Origin of the sequence: Kitasatospora sp. NPDC008050, from assembly GCF_042957465.1 — a bacterium.
Taxonomy (GTDB): domain Bacteria; phylum Actinomycetota; class Actinomycetes; order Streptomycetales; family Streptomycetaceae; genus Kitasatospora.
Map to the genome: position 1 here is coordinate 414,928 of NZ_JBIBIJ010000007.1, position 18,044 is coordinate 432,971.

Below are 18,044 nucleotides of genomic sequence, written 5' to 3' on the forward strand. Positions count from 1 at the left end.
CGATGACGGACGATCACGTCTACCTGACGCTCGCCGAAGGCGATCACGAGGCCGAGGCCCGCTGGGCCTACGGCACCGGCTTCGCCGACCCGCTGCTCGGCGTCGACACCACCGTGCCGCCGGAAGTCGACGGAGCCGACCTCTCGCTCTACTGCCAGTTGCTCGGTGACGACGCGCTGATCCTGGCGCAGCGCCTGATCGAGTGGTGCACCCGGGCGCCCGAGCTGGAGGAGGAGGTGGCGCTCGCCAACCTCGGCCTCGACCTGCTCGGCCAGGCCCGCCTGCTGCTCACCCGGGCCGGGCAGGCGGACGGAACCGGCCGCACCGAGGACGACTTCGCCTACTGGCGCGCCGAGCACGAGTTCCGCAACGTGCGCCTGGTGGAGCTGGCCAACGGCGACTTCGGCTTCTCGATCGCCCGCCTGCTGCTCTTCGCCACCGCCCGCCGCGCCCTCTACCAGCGGCTGGCCGCCGGACCCGACCCGGTGCTCGCGGCGGTGGCCGCGCGCGGCGTCAAGGAACTGGCCTACCACCAGGAGTACGCCGCCGCCTGGACGGTGCGCCTGGGCGACGGCACCGCGTACTCCGCGGCCCGGATGCAGGCCGGCCTGGACGCGGTCTGGCCGCTGCTGGACGAGCTGTTCACCGGGCACGAGGTCGAGCTGCGGCTCGGGCTGGACCCGGCCGACCTGCGCGAACCGGTGCTGGCCGAGCTCGCCGCCGTGATCGCCGAGGCCGGGCTGAGCGTGCCGAGCGCCGGGCCGCTGGCCCGGATCGGCGGCCGGGCCGGCCGGGAGGGCGTGCACACCGAGGCGCTGGGCCCGCTGCTGGCCGAGCTGCAGTGCGTGGCCCGCGAGCACCCGGGGGCGACATGGTGAGCACCCTGGCCGTGCCGGACGCCGCCCGGATCGCGGGCACCGTCCCCGACCCCGAGCTGCCCATGCTCACCCTGGCCGAGCTGGGCGTGCTGGCGGGCGTCGAGCAGCACGAGGACGGCGTGACGGTCTGGCTCACCCCGACCTACTCCGGCTGCCCGGCCGTCGCCGAGATGGCCGCCGACGTCGAACTGCGGCTGCGTGCGGCCGGCTTCACCGAGGTGCGGGTGCGGCTGCGGCTGGACCCGCCCTGGAGCACCGACCTGATCACCGAGGCCGGCCGGGCCAAGCTCGCCGCCGCCGGGATCGCCCCGCCGTCCTCGGGGCTGCTCCACCTGGGGCGGACCCGGCTCGCCGTCGACTGCCCGCAGTGCGGCTCGTCCGACACCGAGGAGCTGTCCCGGTTCGGCTCCACCGCCTGCAAGGCGCTCTGGCGTTGCCGCGCCTGCCGCGAGCCGTTCGAACGCATGAAGGAGATCTGATGGCGCCCCGCCGTGCGCAGTTCCACCCCCTGCGGATCGCCGCCCTGGAGCGGCTCTGCGACGATGCGGTGGCCGTCACCTTCGAGGTCCCGGCCGAGCTCGGCGAGGAGTACGTCTTCCAGGCCGGGCAGACCCTGACCCTGCGCCAGCTCGGCGACGGCGGCGACGAACGGCGCTCGTACTCGATCTGCTCCCCGGTCGGCGGGCCGCTGCGGATCGCGGTGCGCGAGGTGCCCGGCGGGCTCTTCTCCGAGCAGCTGGTGCGGCGCGCCGCCCCCGGCGACACGGTGGAGGTGCTGCCGCCCGCGGGCGCCTTCACCGCCGACCTCGACAGCCCGGCCCGGCACGTGCTGCTGGCTGCCGGGTCCGGCATCACCCCGATGGTCTCGATCGCCGGCACCGTGCTGGCCGCCCACCCCGAGTCCACGGTCACCCTGCTCTACGGCAACCGCCGCAGCGACACCGTGATGTTCGCCGACGAGCTGGCCGACCTGAAGGACCGCTACCTGGAGCGCTTCGAGCTGGTCCACGTGCTCTCCCGGGAGGCCCGGGACGCCGAGCTGCTGAGCGGGCGGCTGGACGCCGAGCGGGTGCGGGCGCTGCTGTCCGCGCTGGTCGACGTGCCGGCGGTGGGCCACTGGTGGCTCTGCGGCCCGTTCCAGATGGTCGCCGAGGCCCGCGCGCTGCTCGCCGGCCTCGGGGTCGCGCCCGGGACGGTGCACCAGGAGCTGTTCCACGCCGAGGACGAGCCGATCTCCGAGCGCGCGGAGGAGGAGCTCGGCGCCGAGGGGACCAGCGAGGTGACCGTGGTGCTGGACGGGCGGCGCAGCACGCTGCGGCTGCCGCGCGACCGCAGCGTGCTGGACGGCGCCCAGCACTCCCGCCCCGACCTGCCGTTCGCCTGCAAGGGCGGGGTCTGCGGCACCTGCCGGGCCCAGGTCACCGAGGGCGAGGTGACGATGCGCCGCAACTTCGCGCTGGAGGAGAAGGAGCTGGCGGCCGGCTACGTGCTCACCTGCCAGGCCCGCCCGGTCACCGACAAGGTGACGGTGGACTACGACGCCTGAGACCACGACGCCTGAGACCACGACGCCCGGGACAACGAGGCCCGGGACACCGGCTGGGCCGGGGCGCCGAGCAACGCGACGATCCGGTTGACGGCGGCCCGCCCGGCCCGGTTGGCGCCGACGGTGGAGGCCGAGGGTCCGTAGCCGACCAGCTGCACCCGGGCGTCGGCCACCGCCTCGGTGCCGTCCAGCCGGATGCCGCCGCCGGGCTCGCGCAGCCCGAGCGGCGCCAGGTGTCCGACCTCGGGGCGGAAACCGGTGGCCCAGACGATCGCGTCGACCGCCACCTCCCGCGTCCCCCAGGCCACGCCGTGCTCGGTGAGACGGTCGAACATCGGCTGCCGGTGCAGCGCGTCCAGCCGCTCGGCCCGGCGCAGCGCCACCGAGGGGCCGAGCCCGGTCACGCTCACCACGCTGCGCACCGGCAGGCCCTGCTGCACCCGCTCCGCCACCAGCGCCACGGCTGCCCGTCCGGCCTCGGGGCTGAAGGGGCCGTCGCGGAAGACCGGCTCGCGCCGGGTCACCCAGATCGTCCCGGCCACCTCGGCGACCTCCGAGAGCACCTGGATCGCCGAGGCCCCGCCGCCGACCACCACCACCTTCCGCCCCGCGAACTCGGCCGGACCCCGGTAGTCGGCGTAGTGCAGCTGCCGACCGCCGAAGTGGCCCGGGTAGTGCGGCAGGAAGGGCCTGGTCCAGGTGCCGGTGGCGTTGATCAGCGCGCGGGCCGACCAGGTGCCGGCCGAGGACTCCACCGTCAGGCGTCCGCCGGTGCCCTCGCGCACCGCCCGCACCGGCGCCGGGCGCACCACCGGCAGCGCGTGCCGCGCCTCGTAGGCGGCGAAGTACCCGGGGACCACCTCGCGGGCCGGCGCGGCCGGGTCGGGCGCTGGCAGCTCGAAGTCGGGCAGATCGTGGAAGCCGTGCACGGTGGCCATCCGCAGCGAGGGTGAGCGGTGCGCCCAGGCACCCCCGGGCGCCTGATCCGCGTCCAGCACGACGAAGCCCTGGTACGGCGCGAAGCCCCGCCGGCGCAGGTGGTAGGCGGCGGAGAGGCCCGCCTGGCCCGCGCCGACTACGACCACGTCGACCTCGGCGGGCGCTTTGGTTGCGGAATCAACAGTCACGCCCGTAAAACATCACGGGCGTGACCGGTTGTTCCCCTCGTCAGGCGGCCGGACCGATCACCACGGCAGTGCCGTAGGCGCAGATCTCGGTTCCGAGATCAGCAGCCTCGGTGACATCGAACCGCATCGCCAGCACCGCGTTCCCACCGCGCGCCTTGACCTGCTCGACCAGCCGCTCCATCGCCTGGTTGCGGCTCTCCACCAGGGTCTTGGTCAGGCCCTTCAGCTCGCCGCCCAGCATCGACTTGAAGGAGGCCCCGATCTGGGTGCCCAGGTGCCGACTGCGCACCGTGAGGCCGAACACCTCTCCGATCACCCGCTCCACCCGGTGGCCGGGCACCTCATTGGTCGTCACCACCAGCACATCCGCATTCGCCTGCGGGCCGCCGCCATATTCGTCAAGGTTGCTCATCTCGTCATCCTGCACGCCGGGTTGGGCCGTGTCCGGTAGCCGCGCCCGAAAACCTGGAGCCGCACCGGTGAGCGGCGACGCGAAAAGCCGTACCGTAGGCGCATGGGCGAGCGACGTGATCATCCACAAGGGCCGGGCGCGACGGACAATCCGGGGGCGCTGGAGGTCGAGGCCACCGTGGTCCTCGGGATCCGGGTGACCGACTGGCCGGCGCTGCGCGCCGCCGCGATGGCTGCCGTCGAGGAGCTCGACTTCGCCGGGATCGACCCGGCGGCCCAGCGCCTGGCACTGCTGCGCGAGGTCTCCGAGGACCCGCACGCCGCACTCGGCGCCCTGCTGCACCCGGACCGGCTGGTCGGCTCGCTGCCCGGCATCGAGGCGCTCGGCGGCACGCTGGAGATCAGCGCCACCGAGGACTTCGCGCCGGACTTCGCCGAGCTCTTCCCGCTGGACGGCGAGGACGGCGAGGCCGGCGACTGGACCCTCACCCCGCGTACCGCCTGCCTGCTGCACACCCAGCTGCTCGCCCTGGCCGACGCCGCCTACGACGACCTGGACGAGCACACCGACGAGCCGGTGACCGACGAGGACGACCAGGACTGGGCCGTCTTCGCCCGCCTGCCGCAGCGCAGTTGGCGGATGCACCGGTCCTGGCGCCGGGCCATGGCCCGGGCCTTCGACGACCTCGCCGAGGACCTCGGCCTCGGCGAGTGGCCGCTGCCGCGCTGCCCGGGCGAGGAGTTGGCGCTGCGCCTGGCGCTGGCCGACGCCCGCTCGCTGCTGGGTGCCCAGCCCCAGGCGGTGGCCGACCTGATGGGCGACCTGCCCGCCGACCTGTACGACTACGACTGGGACGGCTGCGCGGACGAGTTGCTCGGCGTCTACGACCTGGCCGGCCAGGAGGCGGAGGAGGACAGCGGCACCCGGCTGGAGACGCTGCTGTCCGCCACCCACCCCGAGGGCTGGTTCCTGCCCTACGAGGAGGCCGAGGAGCGGGAGCCCGGCCGCGGCTACCGCCGGTAGCCTGTCGGGGTGACTTCACCGTTCGACGCCCCGAGCCCCGCCGCCGACCCCGTGGACCGCGACGCCAGGCCGCAGTACGTACTGCCGCTGGTGGTCCGGCTGGAGAAGAGCGAGCCGCCGGCCCGCACCGACGCCCTGGCGACCTCGGCCCGCGCGGTGCTCACCTTCCTCGCCGACGAGCGGGTGAGCGGCGACGGCGAGTGGGCCGAGGCGGTGGCGGCCTGGGAGGACGCCCGGATCCGCAAGGTGGTGCGACGGGCCCGTGGCGGCGAGTGGCGCAAGGCCGGTGAGCTGCCCGGCATCACCGTCACCGGGGGCAGCGCCGAGGTGCGGGTCTTCCCGCCGATCCCGCTGGACGGCTGGCCCAAGGAGCTGGCCAAGCTCCAGGTCTCCGGCACCGAGCTGAGCGACCCCGAGGACTGGCAGCCGCCCGCCCCCGACCCCGAGCTGCCGGTGCTCTGGCTCAACCCCGAGCTGGAGATGAGCGCCGGCAAGACGATGGCGCAGACCGGCCACGCCGCCCAGCTCGCCTGGTGGCAGCTGGACGGGACGCGGCGCAAGGAGTGGGCCGCGAACGGCTTCGCGCTCGCCGTGCGCACCGCCGACCCCGACCGCTGGGCGGAACTGACCTCCGGCGACCTGCCGGTGGTGCGCGACGCCGGGTTCACCGAGATCGCGCCGGGCTCGTGCACGGTGGTCGCCGACCACCCGGCGCTGCGCCGAGGCCGCTGAGCCGCTGAGCCGCCGTGCCGCCGAGGCCTGGTCAGGCCGGGTACGCGTGGGTCTGCGCCGCCTTCACCGAGACCCAGACCCGCGCGCCCTGGCCGAGGTCCAGCTCGGCGGCGGCCGCCGGGGTGAGGTCGGCGGCCAGCGGCAGCGTCCCGGTCAGCTCGGCGCGCACCTGGTCGCCGTGCAGGTCGAGCCCGGCCACCGTCAGCTCCCAGACGTTGCGGGCGCTGCTGGTGGGCCGCTCCCGGTAGAGGGTCACGGCGCCGGGCGCGAAGGCCACGAAGGCCGGCCCGGACACCTCCTCGGCCACCGCCACCACCACCCCGTCCGGCAGCCGCACCGAGTGGCCCTCGCCGGTGCCCTGGTAGAGGTTGAGGCCCACCAGCCGGGCGATGTAGTCGGTGCGCGGGCGGCGCGCCACCTCGGCCGGAGTGCCGGACTGCACCTCGCCGCCGTCCTCGATCACCACCAGCCGGTCGGCCAGCACCATCGCGTCCAGCGGATCGTGGGTGACCAGCACCGCCACCGCCTCGAACTCGGCCAGATGCCGGCGCAGCTGGGCCCGCACGTCGAGCCGGGTACGGGCGTCCAGCGCGGCCAGCGGCTCGTCGAGGAGCAGCAGCCGGGGCCGCACCGCCAGCGCCCGGGCCAGCGCGACCCGCTGCGCCTGCCCGCCGGAGAGCCGGCCGGGGCGGGCGGCGGCGTGCTCCGCCAGGCCCATCCGCTCCAGCCACTCGCGCGCCTGGGCCCGCGACTCCTGCTTCGAGCGGCCCTGGCAGCGCGGCCCGAAGCCGACGTTGTCGAGCGCGCTCAGATGCGGGAAGAGCAGGTAGTCCTGGAAGACCACGCCGACCGGGCGGCGCTCGGCGGGCGTGTGCCGCCCGGCGGCCGGGTCCTCCAGCACCGCGCCGTCCAGGTGCAGGTGACCGCCGCCCAGCGGCAGCAGGCCGGCCAGCGCGCGCAGCGCGGTCGACTTGCCGGCGCCGTTCGGGCCGAGCAGCGCGATCACCTCGCCGGGGGCGGCCCGCAGTGCCAGATCGAGGGTGAAGCCGGGGCGTTCGACCCGCAGGTGGGCGTCGAGACCTGATCCCGTGCCGGGGCCGGGCTGCTGTGGGGTCACGGTGTGCTCATCCAGCGTCCGCGCAGCCCCGCCAGGACCGCGATCGAGACCGCGAGCAGCACCAGGCTGAGTGCGATCGCCGCTTCGGGATCGTTCTCCATCGCGAGGTAGACCGCCAGCGGCATGGTCTGGGTGGTGCCGGGGAAGTTCCCGGCGAAGGTGATCGTGGCGCCGAACTCGCCCAGCGCCCGCGCCCAGGCCAGCACCGCGCCCGCGCCCACCCCGGGCGCGATCAGCGGCAGGGTGACCCGCCGGAACGCGGTCAGCCGGGAGGCGCCCAGGGTTGCGGCCGCCTCCTCGTAGCGCGGGTCGGCGGCGCGCAGCGCGCCCTCCACGCTGATCACCAGGAACGGCATCGCCACGAAGGCCTCGGCGACCACCACCCCGGGCGTGGTGAACGGCAGCGTGATGCCGAACGCGGAGTCCAGCCAGCGCCCGACGATCCCGTTGCGCCCCAGCACCAGCAGCAGTGCCACGCCGCCGACCACCGGCGGCAGCACCAGCGGCAGCGTCACCAGCGCCCGGATCAGCCGCCGCCCGGGAAACTCGGTGCGCGCCAGCAGCCAGGCCAGCGGCACCCCGAGGACCAGCGCCACCGCCGTGGCGGCGGTGGCGCAGATCAGCGAGAGCCGCAGCGCCTGCCAGACCTCGGCGCCGGCCAGCTGCCCGGGCAGCGCCCGCCAGGGCGCGCGGATCACCAGCCCGAGCAGCGGCAGCACCAGGAAGAGCAGCCCGAGCAGGGCCGGCAGCAGCAGGGCGAACGGGATGCGGGCCGAACCGCGGCGGCGCACGCCCGTCACCGGTGGGCCGTCACGAGGCGGACGGCGCCGGGGAGGAGGCGGCGGCCGGGGTCTGGAACCCGGCGGCGGTCAGCACCGCGATGCCCTCGGGCGACTCCACGTACTGGACGAAGGCCTTGGCGCCGGTGGCGTTGGGGGCCTTGGCCAGGTCGGCCATCGGGTAGTCGTTGATCGCCTGGGCGGCCTCGGGGAAGTTGACCCCGTCCACCTTGCCGCCGGCGGCCTTCACATCGGTCTGGTAGACGATCGAGGCGTCCACCTCGCCCAGCTCGACCTTGGTCAGCGCGCTCTTCACGTCCTGCTCCAGCGAGACCGGCTTCAGGTCGACGTTGCCCGCCTTGAGCGCGGTCACCGCGGCCGCGCCGCACGGCACCTGCTGCGCGCAGAGCGCCACCTTGACGCCGGGGGCCGCGAGGTCCTTGAGCGAGGCGATGTGCTTCGGGTCGCCCTTGGGGACCGCGATCTCCAGGGTGTTGCGGACGAAGACCTTGGGGTCGCTCGCGTTGTCCTTGGCGTCGGTGACGGTCTTCATGGTGGCCGGCGAGGCGGCGGCGAAGACGTCGGCCGGCGCGCCCGAGACGATGCTCTGGGCCAGCGCGGAGCTGCCGCCGAAGTTGAACTTCACCGTGGTGCCGGGGTGGGCGGCCTCGAACTTCTTGCCGAGATCGGTGAAGGTGTCCTGCAGCGAGGCGGCGGCGAAGACGTTGATGGTGCCGCTCACGGCAGGGCCGGGGGAGCCCGTGGAGCCGCCGCTCGCGCTCGACTTCGCGCTGCTGCCGCAGGCGGTCAGGCCCCCGGCCAGCGCGAGCGCGGCCAGGGCGACGGCGGCGGTGCGGGTCCGGCTTGAGAACTGCATCGGGAATCCCCTCCTGCCGGGCCACGCGGGCCCGGCGGTGCGGTCAGGTGCGGGCCGGTCCGCCGCACTGCGCGACGGAAGGGGGCGACCCTGGACCTGCGGCCACGTGCGGCAGGCACCGCCGCGTTCGCCGGGGGTCTGCCGGGGGTTGCCGAGAGGCCTGGACCAGGCTGCGGGTGGGTCTGCGGTGCTCGTATCTGCGGTCGTTGTGGCGATCATAGTGCCGCAGATGCAAGCCTGAAATCCCTTGTGCCTTTGCACAGCATGGTTGCCCCAAGTTCCCCCGCCTGGCTGTGCGAACCCGAAAAACGGGTGGCCGCCGGGCCCCCGCGACCAGCACAGTTGCCCAATGTCCACACTGCGGGTCACCGTCGAGCGGCTGACCATCCATGAGCACCCGAACGCCGACGCACTGGAGCTGGCCCAGGTCGGCCTCTACCGCGCGGTCGTCGCCAAGGGCGCCTACCGCACCGGCGAGTACGCCGTCTACATACCCGAGCAGGCGGTGCTGCCCGCCGCGCTGATCGAGGAGCTGGGCCTGGCCGGCAAGCTGGCCGGCTCCGCATCCGACCGGGTGCGCGCGGTGCGGCTGCGCGGCGAGCTCTCCCAGGGCATCGTCTGCCGCCCGCGCGCGCTGGCCGGCACCGACCTGGCCGCGGCCGCCGCCGAGGGCCGCGACTTCGCCGGCCACCTGGGCATCACCAAGTGGCAGCCGCCGATCCCGACCGCGATGAACGGTGAGGTCGAGGCGGCCCCCGACCTGCTGCCCTGGGTCGACATCGAGAACCTGCAGCGCTTCCCGGAAGTCTTCGCGGCGGGTGAGCCGGTGGTGCTGACCGAGAAGCTGCACGGCAGTTGCTGCCTGCTCACCTACCACGCCGCCACCGGCCGGGTGCAGGTCTCCTCCAAGGGCATCGGCGCCCAGCACCTGGCGCTGCGCGAGGACGAGCGCAACCTGTACTGGCGCGCGGTGCGCGCACACGGCGTGCCCGAGGTGGCCGCGCGGCTGGCCGAGCAGCTGGGCGCCGAGAGCGTCGGCGTCTTCGGCGAGGTCTTCGGCGCCGGCGTGCAGGACCTGACGTACGGCGCCTCTGGGCGCACCGAGCTGCCGGGCTACGCGGTCTTCGACGTCTCGGCCCTGATCGAGGGTCAGCTGCGCTGGCTGTCGGCCGCCGAGCTGCTCACCGGCGAGCTGCCGCTGGTGCCGGAGGTCTGGCGCGGGCCCTTCGACCCGGCCGTGGTGCTGGCCCACGCCGAGGGCCGCGAGACCGTCTCGGGCCGGGCGCTGCACCTGCGCGAGGGTGTGGTGGTGCGGCCGCAGCAGGAGCGGCACAGCCCGCTGCTCGGCGGCCGGGCGATCGCCAAGGTGGTCAGCGGGGCGTATCTGACCCGCAAGGGCGGCACGGAGTACGAGTAGCGGCGGGTGTGCGGTGGGGGCGACGCACCGGGCCGACGCGAAGTCAGGAGTCGGCCCGGAATGGACCGTACGCTGACAAATATGATCACGCACGAGGAGTCGAAGGGCCGCGCGCCGGGGGCCGACCGCCGCTGGACCGAGTTGCTCGACAGCTACCGGCGCGCCCGCGCGGCCGCCGCCGTGTGCGGCGGTGAGCGGGCGGCGGTCGAGCGCAGCGCCGCCCTGGGCCACGAACTGGCCCTGGGCGCCCCGGCTCCGGTGGCCGCCGCCCTCTTCGACCCGGTGGCCGGCCTCGGCGCGGCGGGGGAGTCGGACGGCTGGGTGGGGCCGCTGTGGGAGGTGGTGGCGGCCCGTCAGCCCTGGGCGGTGCTGGCCGGGCTGAAGCTGCCGGAGCCGGTGCGCACCCTGATGGCGCACACTCGGGTGCTGCTCGGCGAGGATCTGACCGGCGGGCGGCCGGCGGTGCCACGGCCGCTCGGGGCGCCGGGTGCCGGCGGTGACCCGGGTGCGGGGCAGGCCCTGCCGCCCGCCGTGCCGCTGGTCCTGCTGCCCTGGGAGCAGGCGGGCTGGGAGGCGGTGGACCGGGTGACCGCCTACCGCGCGGACGGCGCGGCCACCCCGCACTTCCCGCTGCCCGACAGCCGCGAGGGCCTGGGCCCGACCCGGCTGCCCGAGCCGGGGCCACCGCTGCCCGGCCCCGAACAGCCCGCCACCGCCGCGCTGCGCGGCCTGTGCGGCTGGCTGGACGCGCGCTGCCTGCGCGGCACCGCCCCGCAGGCGGCCGCACTCCTCGCGCCGGCCGCGCTGCGCGCCGAGGCGACCGCCGGCTACCTCCCGTTCGCCGCCGCCTACCCCGCGCTGGTCCGGGCCGGCTCGGGCGCCGGCGCCTACGGCCGCTCCGGCGGCGCGGCCCGCGGCCGCCTCGCCGTCTGGCAGGCGCTGGCGGCGATGGCCGACCCGGCGGGGCACTGCACGCTCGCCGAACTGCTCGCCCTGGTGGCCCGGCTGCGCTGCTTCACCTGGTGCGAGCCCGCCGACGAGGTCTGGCACCTGCACCTCGCCCTGGAGGACCCGGCCACCGGCCTGGCCTGGGCGGTCAGCGGCTGCGACTACGACTGACCCCCCCCGCCCCACAACACCTCAACCCTCTCAGAGGGTCCGCCGGTAGGGGGCCGGCGGACCCTCTAGGGTGGAGCCCGCCAAGGTGTGCGGTCGGAATGGGGGGACCGGGCGTGACGCGCGTGCTGGTGGTGGACGACCAGATGCTGATCAGAGCCGGGCTCGCGGCGCTGCTGCGCGCGGCGCCGGGGATGCAGGTGGTCGGGGAGGCCGCCGACGGCGCGCAGGCGGTGGCGCTGGCCGCCTCCGAGCGCCCCGACATCGTGCTGATGGACATCCGGATGCCGGGGATGGACGGCATCACCGCGACCGACCGGATCCTGAGCGAGGCGCCGGAGCCCAAGCCCCGGGTCATCATCCTGACCACCTTCGACCTGGACGAGTACGTCTACTCCGCGCTGCGCGCCGGCGCCGCGGGCTTCCTGCTCAAGGACACCCCGCCGGAGCGCCTGCTGACCGCGGTCGAGACGGTGGCGGCCGGCGACATGCTCTTCGCGCCCAGTGTGGTCTGCCGGCTGATCGAGGCCTTCGCGCACCGTGCCGGCGGGCGGGCCGCCGCGTCGCCGTCCGGCCTGGACCCGTTGACCAACCGGGAGTTGGACGTGCTGCGGCTGGTCGGCCAGGGGCTGTCCAACCCGGAGATCGCCGGGCGGCTGGTGGTCAGTGTGGCCACGGTCAAGACCCATCTCAACCGGACCATGGCCAAGCTGAACCTGTCCAGCCGGGCCCAGGCGGTGGTGCTCGCCTACGAGAGCGGCCTGGTGATCCCGGGCGGAGCCGCCTGACGGCGGCTCATCGGTGGGAGCGCCTCTCGGCCATCACCTCGCCGGGCGCCTCCCGCGCCCGGGATCGGTGGCCTTGTCAGCGGAGCTGATGCTGCGTCAGGATCGGCCGCATGATCAAGGGAGTGATGTTCGATTTCTCCGGCACCCTGTTCCGCGTCGAGCCGACCGAGCGGTGGCTGGCCGCGGTGGCGGCCGCGGCCGGCCGGGAGCTGACGGCCGGGGAGCTGGCGGCGGGCGCGGCCCGGCTGACCGAGTACGGTGCGCTGCCCGGCGGCGCCGAGCCCCGGACCCTGCCGCCCGAGCTCGTCGAGGCCTGGGGGGCCAGGGACCTGAGCGCCGACCTGCACCGGGCGGCGTACGCCGGGCTGGCCCGGGCGGCCGGTTCGCCGGGGCGGGAGCTGGCCGACGCGCTGTACGACCGCCACATGACGCCCGAGGCCTGGCAGCCCTACCCCGACGCCGGGCCGGTGCTGCGCGAGCTGCGCCGGCGCGGCCTGCCGGTCGCGGTGGTGAGCAACATCGGCTGGGACCTGCGCCCGGTCTTCCGCCGGCACGGGCTGGACGAGCTGGTCGACGCCTACCTGCTCTCCTATGAGGTCGGGGTGCAGAAGCCCGACCCGGTGATCTTCCGGGCCGCCTGCGACCGGCTCGGCCTGGCGCCGGCCGACGTGCTGATGGTGGGCGACCACCGGGTGGCGGATGCGGGCGCCGAGGCGCTCGGCTGTCCGCTGCTGCTGGTCGACCACCTGCCCGTGGAGCGCCGCCCGGCCGGGCTGACCCCGCTGCTCGACCTGCTCGACCTGCTCGACTGAGAAGTCGGCGTGACCTGCGGGCGGGAGTGTCGTTGACAGGAGGGTGACCCTCGTCGTCGTGCCGGTGACTGACGGATCGTAAACTTAGGTTAGGCTAACCTAAGTTTACCGTCCCGCATCCTGGAGTCCACGGTGACCCTGACAGCCGAGTCCCCCCACCCTGTCGGCGACGCGATCCTGCGCCGTCAACGGGTCCGCGAGTCCGCCGCCCGCACCTATGCGCGCTCCTTCCCGATCGTCCCGGTGCGCGCCAGCGGCATGACGGTGGAGGGCGCCGACGGCCGTCGCTACCTCGACTGCCTCTCCGGCGCCGGCACCCTCGCGCTCGGCCACAACCACCCCGTGGTGCTGGCCGCGATCCGCCGCACGCTGGACAGCGGCGCCCCGCTGCACCTGCTCGACCTGGCCACCGCGGAGAAGGACGACTTCACCACCGCGCTCCTGGAGAGCCTGCCGGCGGCCTTCGCCGCCGATGCCCGGGTGCACTTCTGCGGCCCGGCCGGCACCGACGCCGTGGAGGCCGCGCTCAAGCTGATGCAGATCGCCACCGGGCGGCGCGGCGCCCTCGCCTTCACCGGCGCCTACCACGGCATGACGGCGGGCGCGCTGGCGGTGACCGGCAACGTCGCCGTCAAGGAACCGCTGCCCAGCGGCGGCGAGGTCACCCGGCTGCCCTACCCGTACTCCTACCGCTGCCCGTTCGGGGTCGGCGGCGAGGCCGGCGAGAAGCTGGCCGCGGTCTACACCGAGCGGCTGCTCGACGACCCGGCGGGCGGGGTGGTGCCGCCCGCCGCGATGATCGTGGAGGTGGTGCAGGGCGAGGGCGGCGCGGTGCCCGCGCCGGACGCCTGGCTGCGCGAACTGCGCCGGATCACCACCGAGCGCGGCATCCCGCTGATCGTGGACGAGGTGCAGACCGGGGTCGGGCGCACCGGCGCGATGTGGGCCGTCGAGCACAGCGGCATCGTCCCGGACGCGATGGTGCTCTCCAAGGCGATCGGCGGCAGCCTGCCGCTGGCGGTGGTGGCCTACCGTGCGGAGTACGACGGCTGGCGGCCCGGCGCGCACACCGGCACCTTCCGGGGCAACACCCTCGCCATGGCGGCCGGCGCCGCCACCCTGCGCCATGTCGCCGAGAACGGTCTGGCCGCCCGGGCCGAGCAGGTCGGGCAGTGGCTGCTGACCGAGCTGACGGCGCTTCAGGGGCGGCTGCCGGTGATCGGCGATGTGCGCGGGCGCGGGCTGATGCTCGGCGTCGAACTCGTCGACCCGGCCGGCCAGGCGGACGCCATCGGCTCCTACCCGCCGGACCCGGCGCTGGCCGTACGGGTCCGGGAGGCCTGCCTGGCTCGCGGGCTGATCGTCGAACTGGGCGGGCGGCACGACGCGGTGCTGCGCCTGCTGCCGCCGCTGACCATCACCGACGAACAGGCGCAGGCGGTCCTTACGCGGCTGGCCGAGGCGATCGAGGCGGCGGCCGGGGCCAGGCCGTGACGGAGCTGACGGATCGTCAGACTCTCGCACTGGCCCTCGATCCGACGGCGCTGGCCGGCGGGGAGGACGGGCCGGCGGCGCTGCGCCCGCTGCTGGAGCAGGTGCTGCAAGCGCTGGCCGCCGGCGCCGCCCGTCGCGGTGGTCCGGTGGCCGGCGGCGATCCGCGCGAGCTGGCCGAGCGGGTGGCCCGGGCCGTCCGGGCGCCGAGCGGGGCCGGCGCGCTGGGCGCGCTCACCGAACTGCTCGCCCACGGCGCCGCCGACCCCGCCGACCCCGCCTGCGCCGCGCATCTGCACTGCCCGCCGCTGGCCGTCGCGGTCGCCGCCGACCTCGCGGTCAGCGCGCTCAACCCCTCGCTGGACTCCTGGGACCAGGCACCGGCCGCCACCGTCCTGGAGACCGAGCTGCTGGCTGAACTGGCCGCGCTGGTCGGCTACCGGCCGGACCGGGCGGCGGGTGTGCTCACCTCCGGCGGCACCGAGTCCAACCTGCTCGGCCTGCTGCTGGCCCGCGACCGGCTGCTGCCCGGACAGCCGGAGCTGACCGGCGTCGACCCCGCCCGCCGTCCGCGGATCTTCGCCTCCCGGGCCGCCCACTTCTCGATCCAGCGCGCGGCCGCGGTGCTCGGCCTCGGCGAGCGGGCGGTGGTGCCGATCGAGGTCGACCGCGACCTGCGGATGGACCCCGAGGCGCTGGCCCGGGCGCTGGCCGCCGCCCGGCGCGCGGGCCAGCGCCCGCTCGCGGTGGTCGCCACCGCGGGCACCACCGACACCGGCGCGATCGACCCGCTGCACGCCTGCGCCGACCTGGCCGCCGAGTACTGCGCATGGCTGCACGTGGACGCCGCCTACGGCGGCGGCGCGCTGCTCTCCGCGCGACTGGCCCCGCTGCTGGACGGCCTGGGCCGGGCCGACTCGGTCTCGCTGGACTGGCACAAGCTGGGCTGGCAGCCGGTGGCCGCCGGGGTGTTCCTGGTCCGGCGGGCCGAGAACTACGACTCGCTGGCCCGCCGGGCGGCCTATCTCAACCCGGCGGACGACGAGGAGGCGGGCTATCCGAGCCTGCTGGGCCGCTCGCTGCGCACCACCCGCCGGGCCGACGCCTTCTCGCTCGCGGTCACCCTGCGCACGCTGGGCCGCGCGGGCCTGGGCAGCCTGGTCGACCGCTGCCACGAGCTGGCCCGGGCGGCGGCCGCCGGGATCCGGGCCAGGCCGGAGCTGGAGCTGCACGGCGACCCGCTGCTGACCACCGTGCTCTTCCGCCAACTGCCCGCCGACCCGCTGCTGCGGGCCGACCCGGCGGCCGTCGACGCCTTCAACGCCGCGCTGCGCCGGCGGCTGCTGGCCACCGGGCGGGCGGTCCTGGGGCGCACCGAACTGCCCTGCGCGGGAGGGAGGACGGCGGCGGGCCAGGTGCGGCTGAAGCTCACCCTGCTCAACCCGCGGGCCACAGAGGCGGACCTGGCCCGGCTGCTCGACCTGGTGGTCCGCACCGGCCGGGAGCTGGACTAGGGCCCGTCCCGGCGGGGGCGGGCTCAGTTCCGCAGGCCTAGGGCGAGACACGCCCCAGCAGGATCGCCCGGGTCCGCTCCCAGGTCTGCGGGTCGCAGGCGACCAGCAGGCCGTCCTCGCCGCCCGGCGGGTCGGCGCGGTAGGGGGCGCCGTCCAGCCGGGCCGAGACGCCGCCGGCCTCGCGCACCAGCAGTGAACCGGGGGCGTGATCCCAGGGCAGGGTGCGCCAGTACAGCAGGAAGTCCAACTCGCCGTCGGCGAGCAGCGGGTACTCCACGCCCGCCGCGCGCCGCCCCGGGGTCAGCTCGCCGAAGGCCGAGGTGCCGGGGGCGAGGCCGGGGAAGCGGCCCGGGTGGCGCAGGTAGGGCTTGACCGAGCCGCGCCAGCGGGCGGGGTCGGCGGGCGCCGGGGCCCGGGTCAGCCGGTGCCCGTCGCGCCAGGCACCGGAACCCAGCTCGGCGGCGTAGGCGATGCGGGTCATCGGCTGCCAGATCCAGGCGGCCACCGCCTGGCCGTCGCGCACCAGCGAGGCCATCACGGCGAAGTCCGGCCGACCGGCGACGAAGTTGGCGGTGCCGTCGACCGGGTCGACCAGCCAGCAGGCGGGCTCGTTGAGCAGCGCCCGGGCGAGCGCGGGATCGGCGGCCACCGCCTCCTCGCCGACCACCGGGACCGGCAGCAGCTCCTGCAGCCGACGGGTGATGATCGCCTCGGCCTCCCGGTCGGCGATGGTCACCACGTCGCCGGGGGCCTTCTCCATCACCTCGCCGGCCGTCAGCGCCCGAAAGCGCGGCTCGACGGCCTGGGCCGCGGCCTCGGTGAGGATCTCGGCCACCTTCTCCATCAGCACGCCGGTGCGCTCCCTTCACTCGGCTCCACTCTCGCACGCCTGCACCGATCCGACCTGCGCCGACCAGGGAGTGGAACCGGGCTGTCCAAGGGACGGCAGGGGCGGCCCGGTCAGCCGGCGGTGCGGCGCGCGGTCAGCTCGGCGATCTGACGGCGCCCCAGTTCGGTGGTCCGTTGCATGTGCCGGATCAGCAGCCGCAGCTCTTGCTCGCTGTCCCGGACGAAGAGCTCGTCCCAGTCGGCGCTCAGCTCGCGCCAGAGCTCGCCGAACCGGGCCATCGCGGCGGGCACCGGCCGGACCAGGACCCGGCGCCGGTCGTGGGTGTCGCGCTCCCGGGTGAGGTAGCCGGCCTTCTCCAGCCGGTCCACCAGCCGGGTGGCGGAGCCGCTGGTCAGGCCGGTCAGCTCGGCGATCCGCCCGGTGGTGACCGGTCCGGACTCCAGCGACAGCAGGTTGAGGCACTGCACATCGGTGGGGTGCAGGCCGAAATGGTCGGCGACCGCCTGGTTGAACAGGACGTAGGAGGCCATGTAGCGGCGCGAGGCGGCGCGCAGTTCGGCCAGCAGGTCGTCACCCGTCGTGTCACTCATGGTGGGCTTCTTCCCGTTTCGATCATTACTTGCGCCACGCAGGTAATGCGTTTTACGTTTGCTGCATGACACAGCAATTCTACTCAGGACCCGTTGCCGTCACCGGAGCCACCGGCGCCCAGGGCGGCGCCACGGTGCGCGCCCTGCTGCGCGCGGGCCTGCCGGTCCGCGCGCTCACCCGCTCCCCGCAGTCGCCCGCCGCTGCCGAACTGCGCGAGCTCGGCGCGGAAGTCGTCCAGGCCGACTTCTCGGACCAGGACTCGCTGCGCGTCGCGCTCACCGGAGCCGGCGCGCTGTTCGCGATGTCCACGCCGTTCGGCACCGACCTCGCCACCGAGACCGCCCAGGGCATCGGCCTGCTGGACGCGGCGGTGGCCGGCGGCACCGTCCGCTACGTGGTCTTCACCTCGGCCACCAACGCCGACCGCAGCACCGGCATCCCGCACTTCGACAGCAAGCAGGTGATCGAGCGGCACCTGGCCACGCTCGGCCTCGCCTGGACGGTGCTCGGCCCGGGCGCCTTCATGGAGAACTACGCCGGCGACTGGACGCTGGAATCGCTGCGCGAGGGCGTCTTCGCCCTGCCGATGCCGGGCGACAGCCCGCTGCCGGTGGTCGCGGCGGACGACATCGGCGCCTTCGCCGCCCTCGCGCTGGCGCAGCCCGAGCGCTTCGCCGGCCGCCGGATCGACCTCGCCTCGCAGTGGCGCACCCCGGTGCAGCTGGCGGCGGCGATCAGCGCGGCGAGCGGGCGCGAGATCGTCCACCGGGAGGTGCCGCTGGCGGAGGTCGAGGGCTACTCGCCGGACCTGGCGGCGATGTTCCGGTACATGCAGGAGGTCGGCCTGGAGGTGGACGTCGAGGAGTTGCACCGCGACCACCCCGAGGTGGACTGGCACACCATGGAGGGCTGGGCGGCCGCCCGGACCTGGGATCTGGCCGGCTGACCGGCCGGCCCGGGCCGTGTCCCGGCGG

Annotated in this window: 19 protein-coding genes; 12 read left to right on the forward strand and 7 right to left on the reverse strand. The window is 75.3% G+C overall.

Features of this window, described 5'->3' with window-relative positions; genetic code table 11:
- Positions 1-2 precede the first annotated feature (2 nt).
- The 3 genes from paaC to paaE are packed head-to-tail and all read left to right on the forward strand — an operon-like array spanning position 3 to position 2,424.
- Positions 3-878 carry a 1,2-phenylacetyl-CoA epoxidase subunit PaaC gene (gene paaC / locus ACFZB9_RS17405; RefSeq protein ID WP_391447957.1) on the forward strand — a complete coding sequence of 292 codons (876 nt, stop codon included), beginning with the start codon at positions 3-5 and terminating at the stop codon, positions 876-878.
- Entirely contained in the window at positions 872-1,357 is a 486-nt protein-coding gene (paaD, locus tag ACFZB9_RS17410) for a 1,2-phenylacetyl-CoA epoxidase subunit PaaD (RefSeq protein ID WP_391447959.1), read from the forward strand. The genes paaC and paaD overlap by 7 nt, the downstream gene beginning before the upstream one ends.
- On the forward strand, positions 1,357-2,424 hold the full coding sequence (gene paaE / locus ACFZB9_RS17415; protein WP_391447961.1) for a 1,2-phenylacetyl-CoA epoxidase subunit PaaE: 1,068 nt from the start codon (positions 1,357-1,359) through the stop codon (positions 2,422-2,424). The genes paaD and paaE overlap by 1 nt, the downstream gene beginning before the upstream one ends.
- Here paaE and ACFZB9_RS17420 read toward each other — a convergent pair.
- Both ACFZB9_RS17420 and ACFZB9_RS17425 read right to left on the reverse strand, forming a co-directional pair.
- Positions 2,412-3,551 (reverse strand): FAD-dependent oxidoreductase, encoded by a 1,140-nt coding sequence (locus tag ACFZB9_RS17420; RefSeq protein WP_391447963.1) that lies wholly within the window; start codon positions 3,549-3,551, stop codon positions 2,412-2,414. The two genes, paaE and ACFZB9_RS17420, sit on opposite strands and share 13 nt — an antisense overlap.
- Positions 3,552-3,591: 40 nt before the next feature.
- A complete protein-coding gene (locus ACFZB9_RS17425; protein WP_391448080.1) occupies positions 3,592-3,963 on the reverse strand; it encodes a YbjQ family protein in 372 nt (123 codons plus the stop codon).
- 102 nt (positions 3,964-4,065) lie between these two features.
- Here ACFZB9_RS17425 and ACFZB9_RS17430 point away from each other — a divergent pair, with 102 nt between their 5' ends.
- Both ACFZB9_RS17430 and ACFZB9_RS17435 read left to right on the forward strand, forming a co-directional pair.
- Positions 4,066-4,986, forward strand: coding sequence for a hypothetical protein (locus tag ACFZB9_RS17430; RefSeq protein ID WP_391447964.1), 921 nt, complete (start codon positions 4,066-4,068; stop codon positions 4,984-4,986).
- Positions 4,987-4,995: 9 nt separating this feature from the next.
- Complete coding sequence (locus ACFZB9_RS17435; RefSeq protein WP_391447966.1) at positions 4,996-5,718, forward strand: aminoacyl-tRNA hydrolase; 723 nt, start codon at positions 4,996-4,998, stop codon at positions 5,716-5,718.
- 31 nt (positions 5,719-5,749) lie between these two features.
- Here the strand turns inward: ACFZB9_RS17435 and ACFZB9_RS17440 are convergent, their stop codons facing one another.
- The 3 genes from ACFZB9_RS17440 to modA are packed head-to-tail and all read right to left on the reverse strand — an operon-like array spanning position 5,750 to position 8,491.
- Positions 5,750-6,835: an ABC transporter ATP-binding protein gene (locus ACFZB9_RS17440; RefSeq protein WP_391447968.1), complete on the reverse strand. Its 1,086-nt coding sequence runs from the start codon at positions 6,833-6,835 to the stop codon at positions 5,750-5,752.
- Positions 6,832-7,635, reverse strand: a complete 804-nt coding sequence (gene modB, locus ACFZB9_RS17445; RefSeq protein WP_391447970.1) for a molybdate ABC transporter permease subunit — start codon at positions 7,633-7,635, stop codon at positions 6,832-6,834. The genes ACFZB9_RS17440 and modB overlap by 4 nt, the downstream gene beginning before the upstream one ends.
- A gap of 10 nt (positions 7,636-7,645) precedes the next feature.
- On the reverse strand, positions 7,646-8,491 hold the full coding sequence (gene modA, locus ACFZB9_RS17450; RefSeq protein ID WP_391447972.1) for a molybdate ABC transporter substrate-binding protein: 846 nt from the start codon (positions 8,489-8,491) through the stop codon (positions 7,646-7,648).
- Between the two features lie 349 nt (positions 8,492-8,840).
- On the opposite strand from modA, the gene ACFZB9_RS17455 reads away from it, so the two are divergent.
- The 6 genes from ACFZB9_RS17455 (at position 8,841) to ACFZB9_RS17480 (ending at position 15,629) form a co-directional block, all read left to right on the forward strand.
- A complete protein-coding gene (locus tag ACFZB9_RS17455) occupies positions 8,841-9,908 on the forward strand; it encodes an RNA ligase (ATP) (RefSeq protein WP_391447974.1) in 1,068 nt (355 codons plus the stop codon).
- 81 nt (positions 9,909-9,989) lie between these two features.
- Positions 9,990-11,027, forward strand: a complete 1,038-nt coding sequence (locus ACFZB9_RS17460) for a hypothetical protein (protein WP_391447976.1) — start codon at positions 9,990-9,992, stop codon at positions 11,025-11,027.
- Positions 11,028-11,125: 98 nt separating this feature from the next.
- Complete coding sequence (locus tag ACFZB9_RS17465) at positions 11,126-11,812, forward strand: response regulator (RefSeq protein WP_391447978.1); 687 nt, start codon at positions 11,126-11,128, stop codon at positions 11,810-11,812.
- Between the two features lie 110 nt (positions 11,813-11,922).
- Positions 11,923-12,624, forward strand: coding sequence for an HAD family hydrolase (locus ACFZB9_RS17470; protein WP_391447980.1), 702 nt, complete (start codon positions 11,923-11,925; stop codon positions 12,622-12,624).
- Between the two features lie 138 nt (positions 12,625-12,762).
- Positions 12,763-14,118 (forward strand): diaminobutyrate--2-oxoglutarate transaminase family protein, encoded by a 1,356-nt coding sequence (locus tag ACFZB9_RS17475; protein ID WP_391448082.1) that lies wholly within the window; start codon positions 12,763-12,765, stop codon positions 14,116-14,118.
- Positions 14,115-15,629 (forward strand): pyridoxal phosphate-dependent decarboxylase family protein, encoded by a 1,515-nt coding sequence (locus ACFZB9_RS17480; protein WP_391447981.1) that lies wholly within the window; start codon positions 14,115-14,117, stop codon positions 15,627-15,629. Before ACFZB9_RS17475 ends, ACFZB9_RS17480 begins: the two co-directional genes overlap by 4 nt.
- Before the next feature lie 37 nt (positions 15,630-15,666).
- On the opposite strand, the gene ACFZB9_RS17485 is transcribed toward ACFZB9_RS17480, so the two are convergent.
- Positions 15,667-16,473, reverse strand: a complete 807-nt coding sequence (locus ACFZB9_RS17485) for an inositol monophosphatase family protein (RefSeq protein WP_391448084.1) — start codon at positions 16,471-16,473, stop codon at positions 15,667-15,669.
- Between the two features lie 116 nt (positions 16,474-16,589).
- Entirely contained in the window at positions 16,590-17,069 is a 480-nt protein-coding gene (locus tag ACFZB9_RS17490) for a MarR family winged helix-turn-helix transcriptional regulator (protein WP_391447983.1), read from the reverse strand.
- Positions 17,070-17,134: 65 nt separating this feature from the next.
- Between ACFZB9_RS17490 and ACFZB9_RS17495 the strand changes: the two genes are divergently transcribed.
- Positions 17,135-18,016 (forward strand): NmrA/HSCARG family protein, encoded by an 882-nt coding sequence (locus tag ACFZB9_RS17495; protein WP_391447985.1) that lies wholly within the window; start codon positions 17,135-17,137, stop codon positions 18,014-18,016.
- Positions 18,017-18,044: the final 28 nt, after the last annotated feature.

What these genes read in the sequence shown, in the direction of transcription:
- paaC (WP_391447957.1), top strand. Translation starts at nt 3, where the DNA reads ATGACGGACGATCACGTCTACCTGACGCTCGCCGAAGGCGATCACGAG.
- paaD (WP_391447959.1), top strand. Translation starts at nt 872, where the DNA reads ATGGTGAGCACCCTGGCCGTGCCGGACGCCGCCCGGATCGCGGGCACC.
- paaE (WP_391447961.1), top strand. Translation starts at nt 1,357, where the DNA reads ATGGCGCCCCGCCGTGCGCAGTTCCACCCCCTGCGGATCGCCGCCCTG.
- ACFZB9_RS17425 (WP_391448080.1), bottom strand. Translation starts at nt 3,963, where the DNA reads ATGAGCAACCTTGACGAATATGGCGGCGGCCCGCAGGCGAATGCGGAT.
- ACFZB9_RS17430 (WP_391447964.1), top strand. Translation starts at nt 4,066, where the DNA reads ATGGGCGAGCGACGTGATCATCCACAAGGGCCGGGCGCGACGGACAAT.
- modA (WP_391447972.1), bottom strand. Translation starts at nt 8,491, where the DNA reads ATGCAGTTCTCAAGCCGGACCCGCACCGCCGCCGTCGCCCTGGCCGCG.
- ACFZB9_RS17455 (WP_391447974.1), top strand. Translation starts at nt 8,841, where the DNA reads ATGTCCACACTGCGGGTCACCGTCGAGCGGCTGACCATCCATGAGCAC.
- ACFZB9_RS17460 (WP_391447976.1), top strand. Translation starts at nt 9,990, where the DNA reads ATGATCACGCACGAGGAGTCGAAGGGCCGCGCGCCGGGGGCCGACCGC.
- ACFZB9_RS17465 (WP_391447978.1), top strand. Translation starts at nt 11,126, where the DNA reads ATGGGGGGACCGGGCGTGACGCGCGTGCTGGTGGTGGACGACCAGATG.
- ACFZB9_RS17470 (WP_391447980.1), top strand. Translation starts at nt 11,923, where the DNA reads ATGATCAAGGGAGTGATGTTCGATTTCTCCGGCACCCTGTTCCGCGTC.
- ACFZB9_RS17485 (WP_391448084.1), bottom strand. Translation starts at nt 16,473, where the DNA reads ATGGAGAAGGTGGCCGAGATCCTCACCGAGGCCGCGGCCCAGGCCGTC.
- ACFZB9_RS17490 (WP_391447983.1), bottom strand. Translation starts at nt 17,069, where the DNA reads ATGAGTGACACGACGGGTGACGACCTGCTGGCCGAACTGCGCGCCGCC.
- ACFZB9_RS17495 (WP_391447985.1), top strand. Translation starts at nt 17,135, where the DNA reads ATGACACAGCAATTCTACTCAGGACCCGTTGCCGTCACCGGAGCCACC.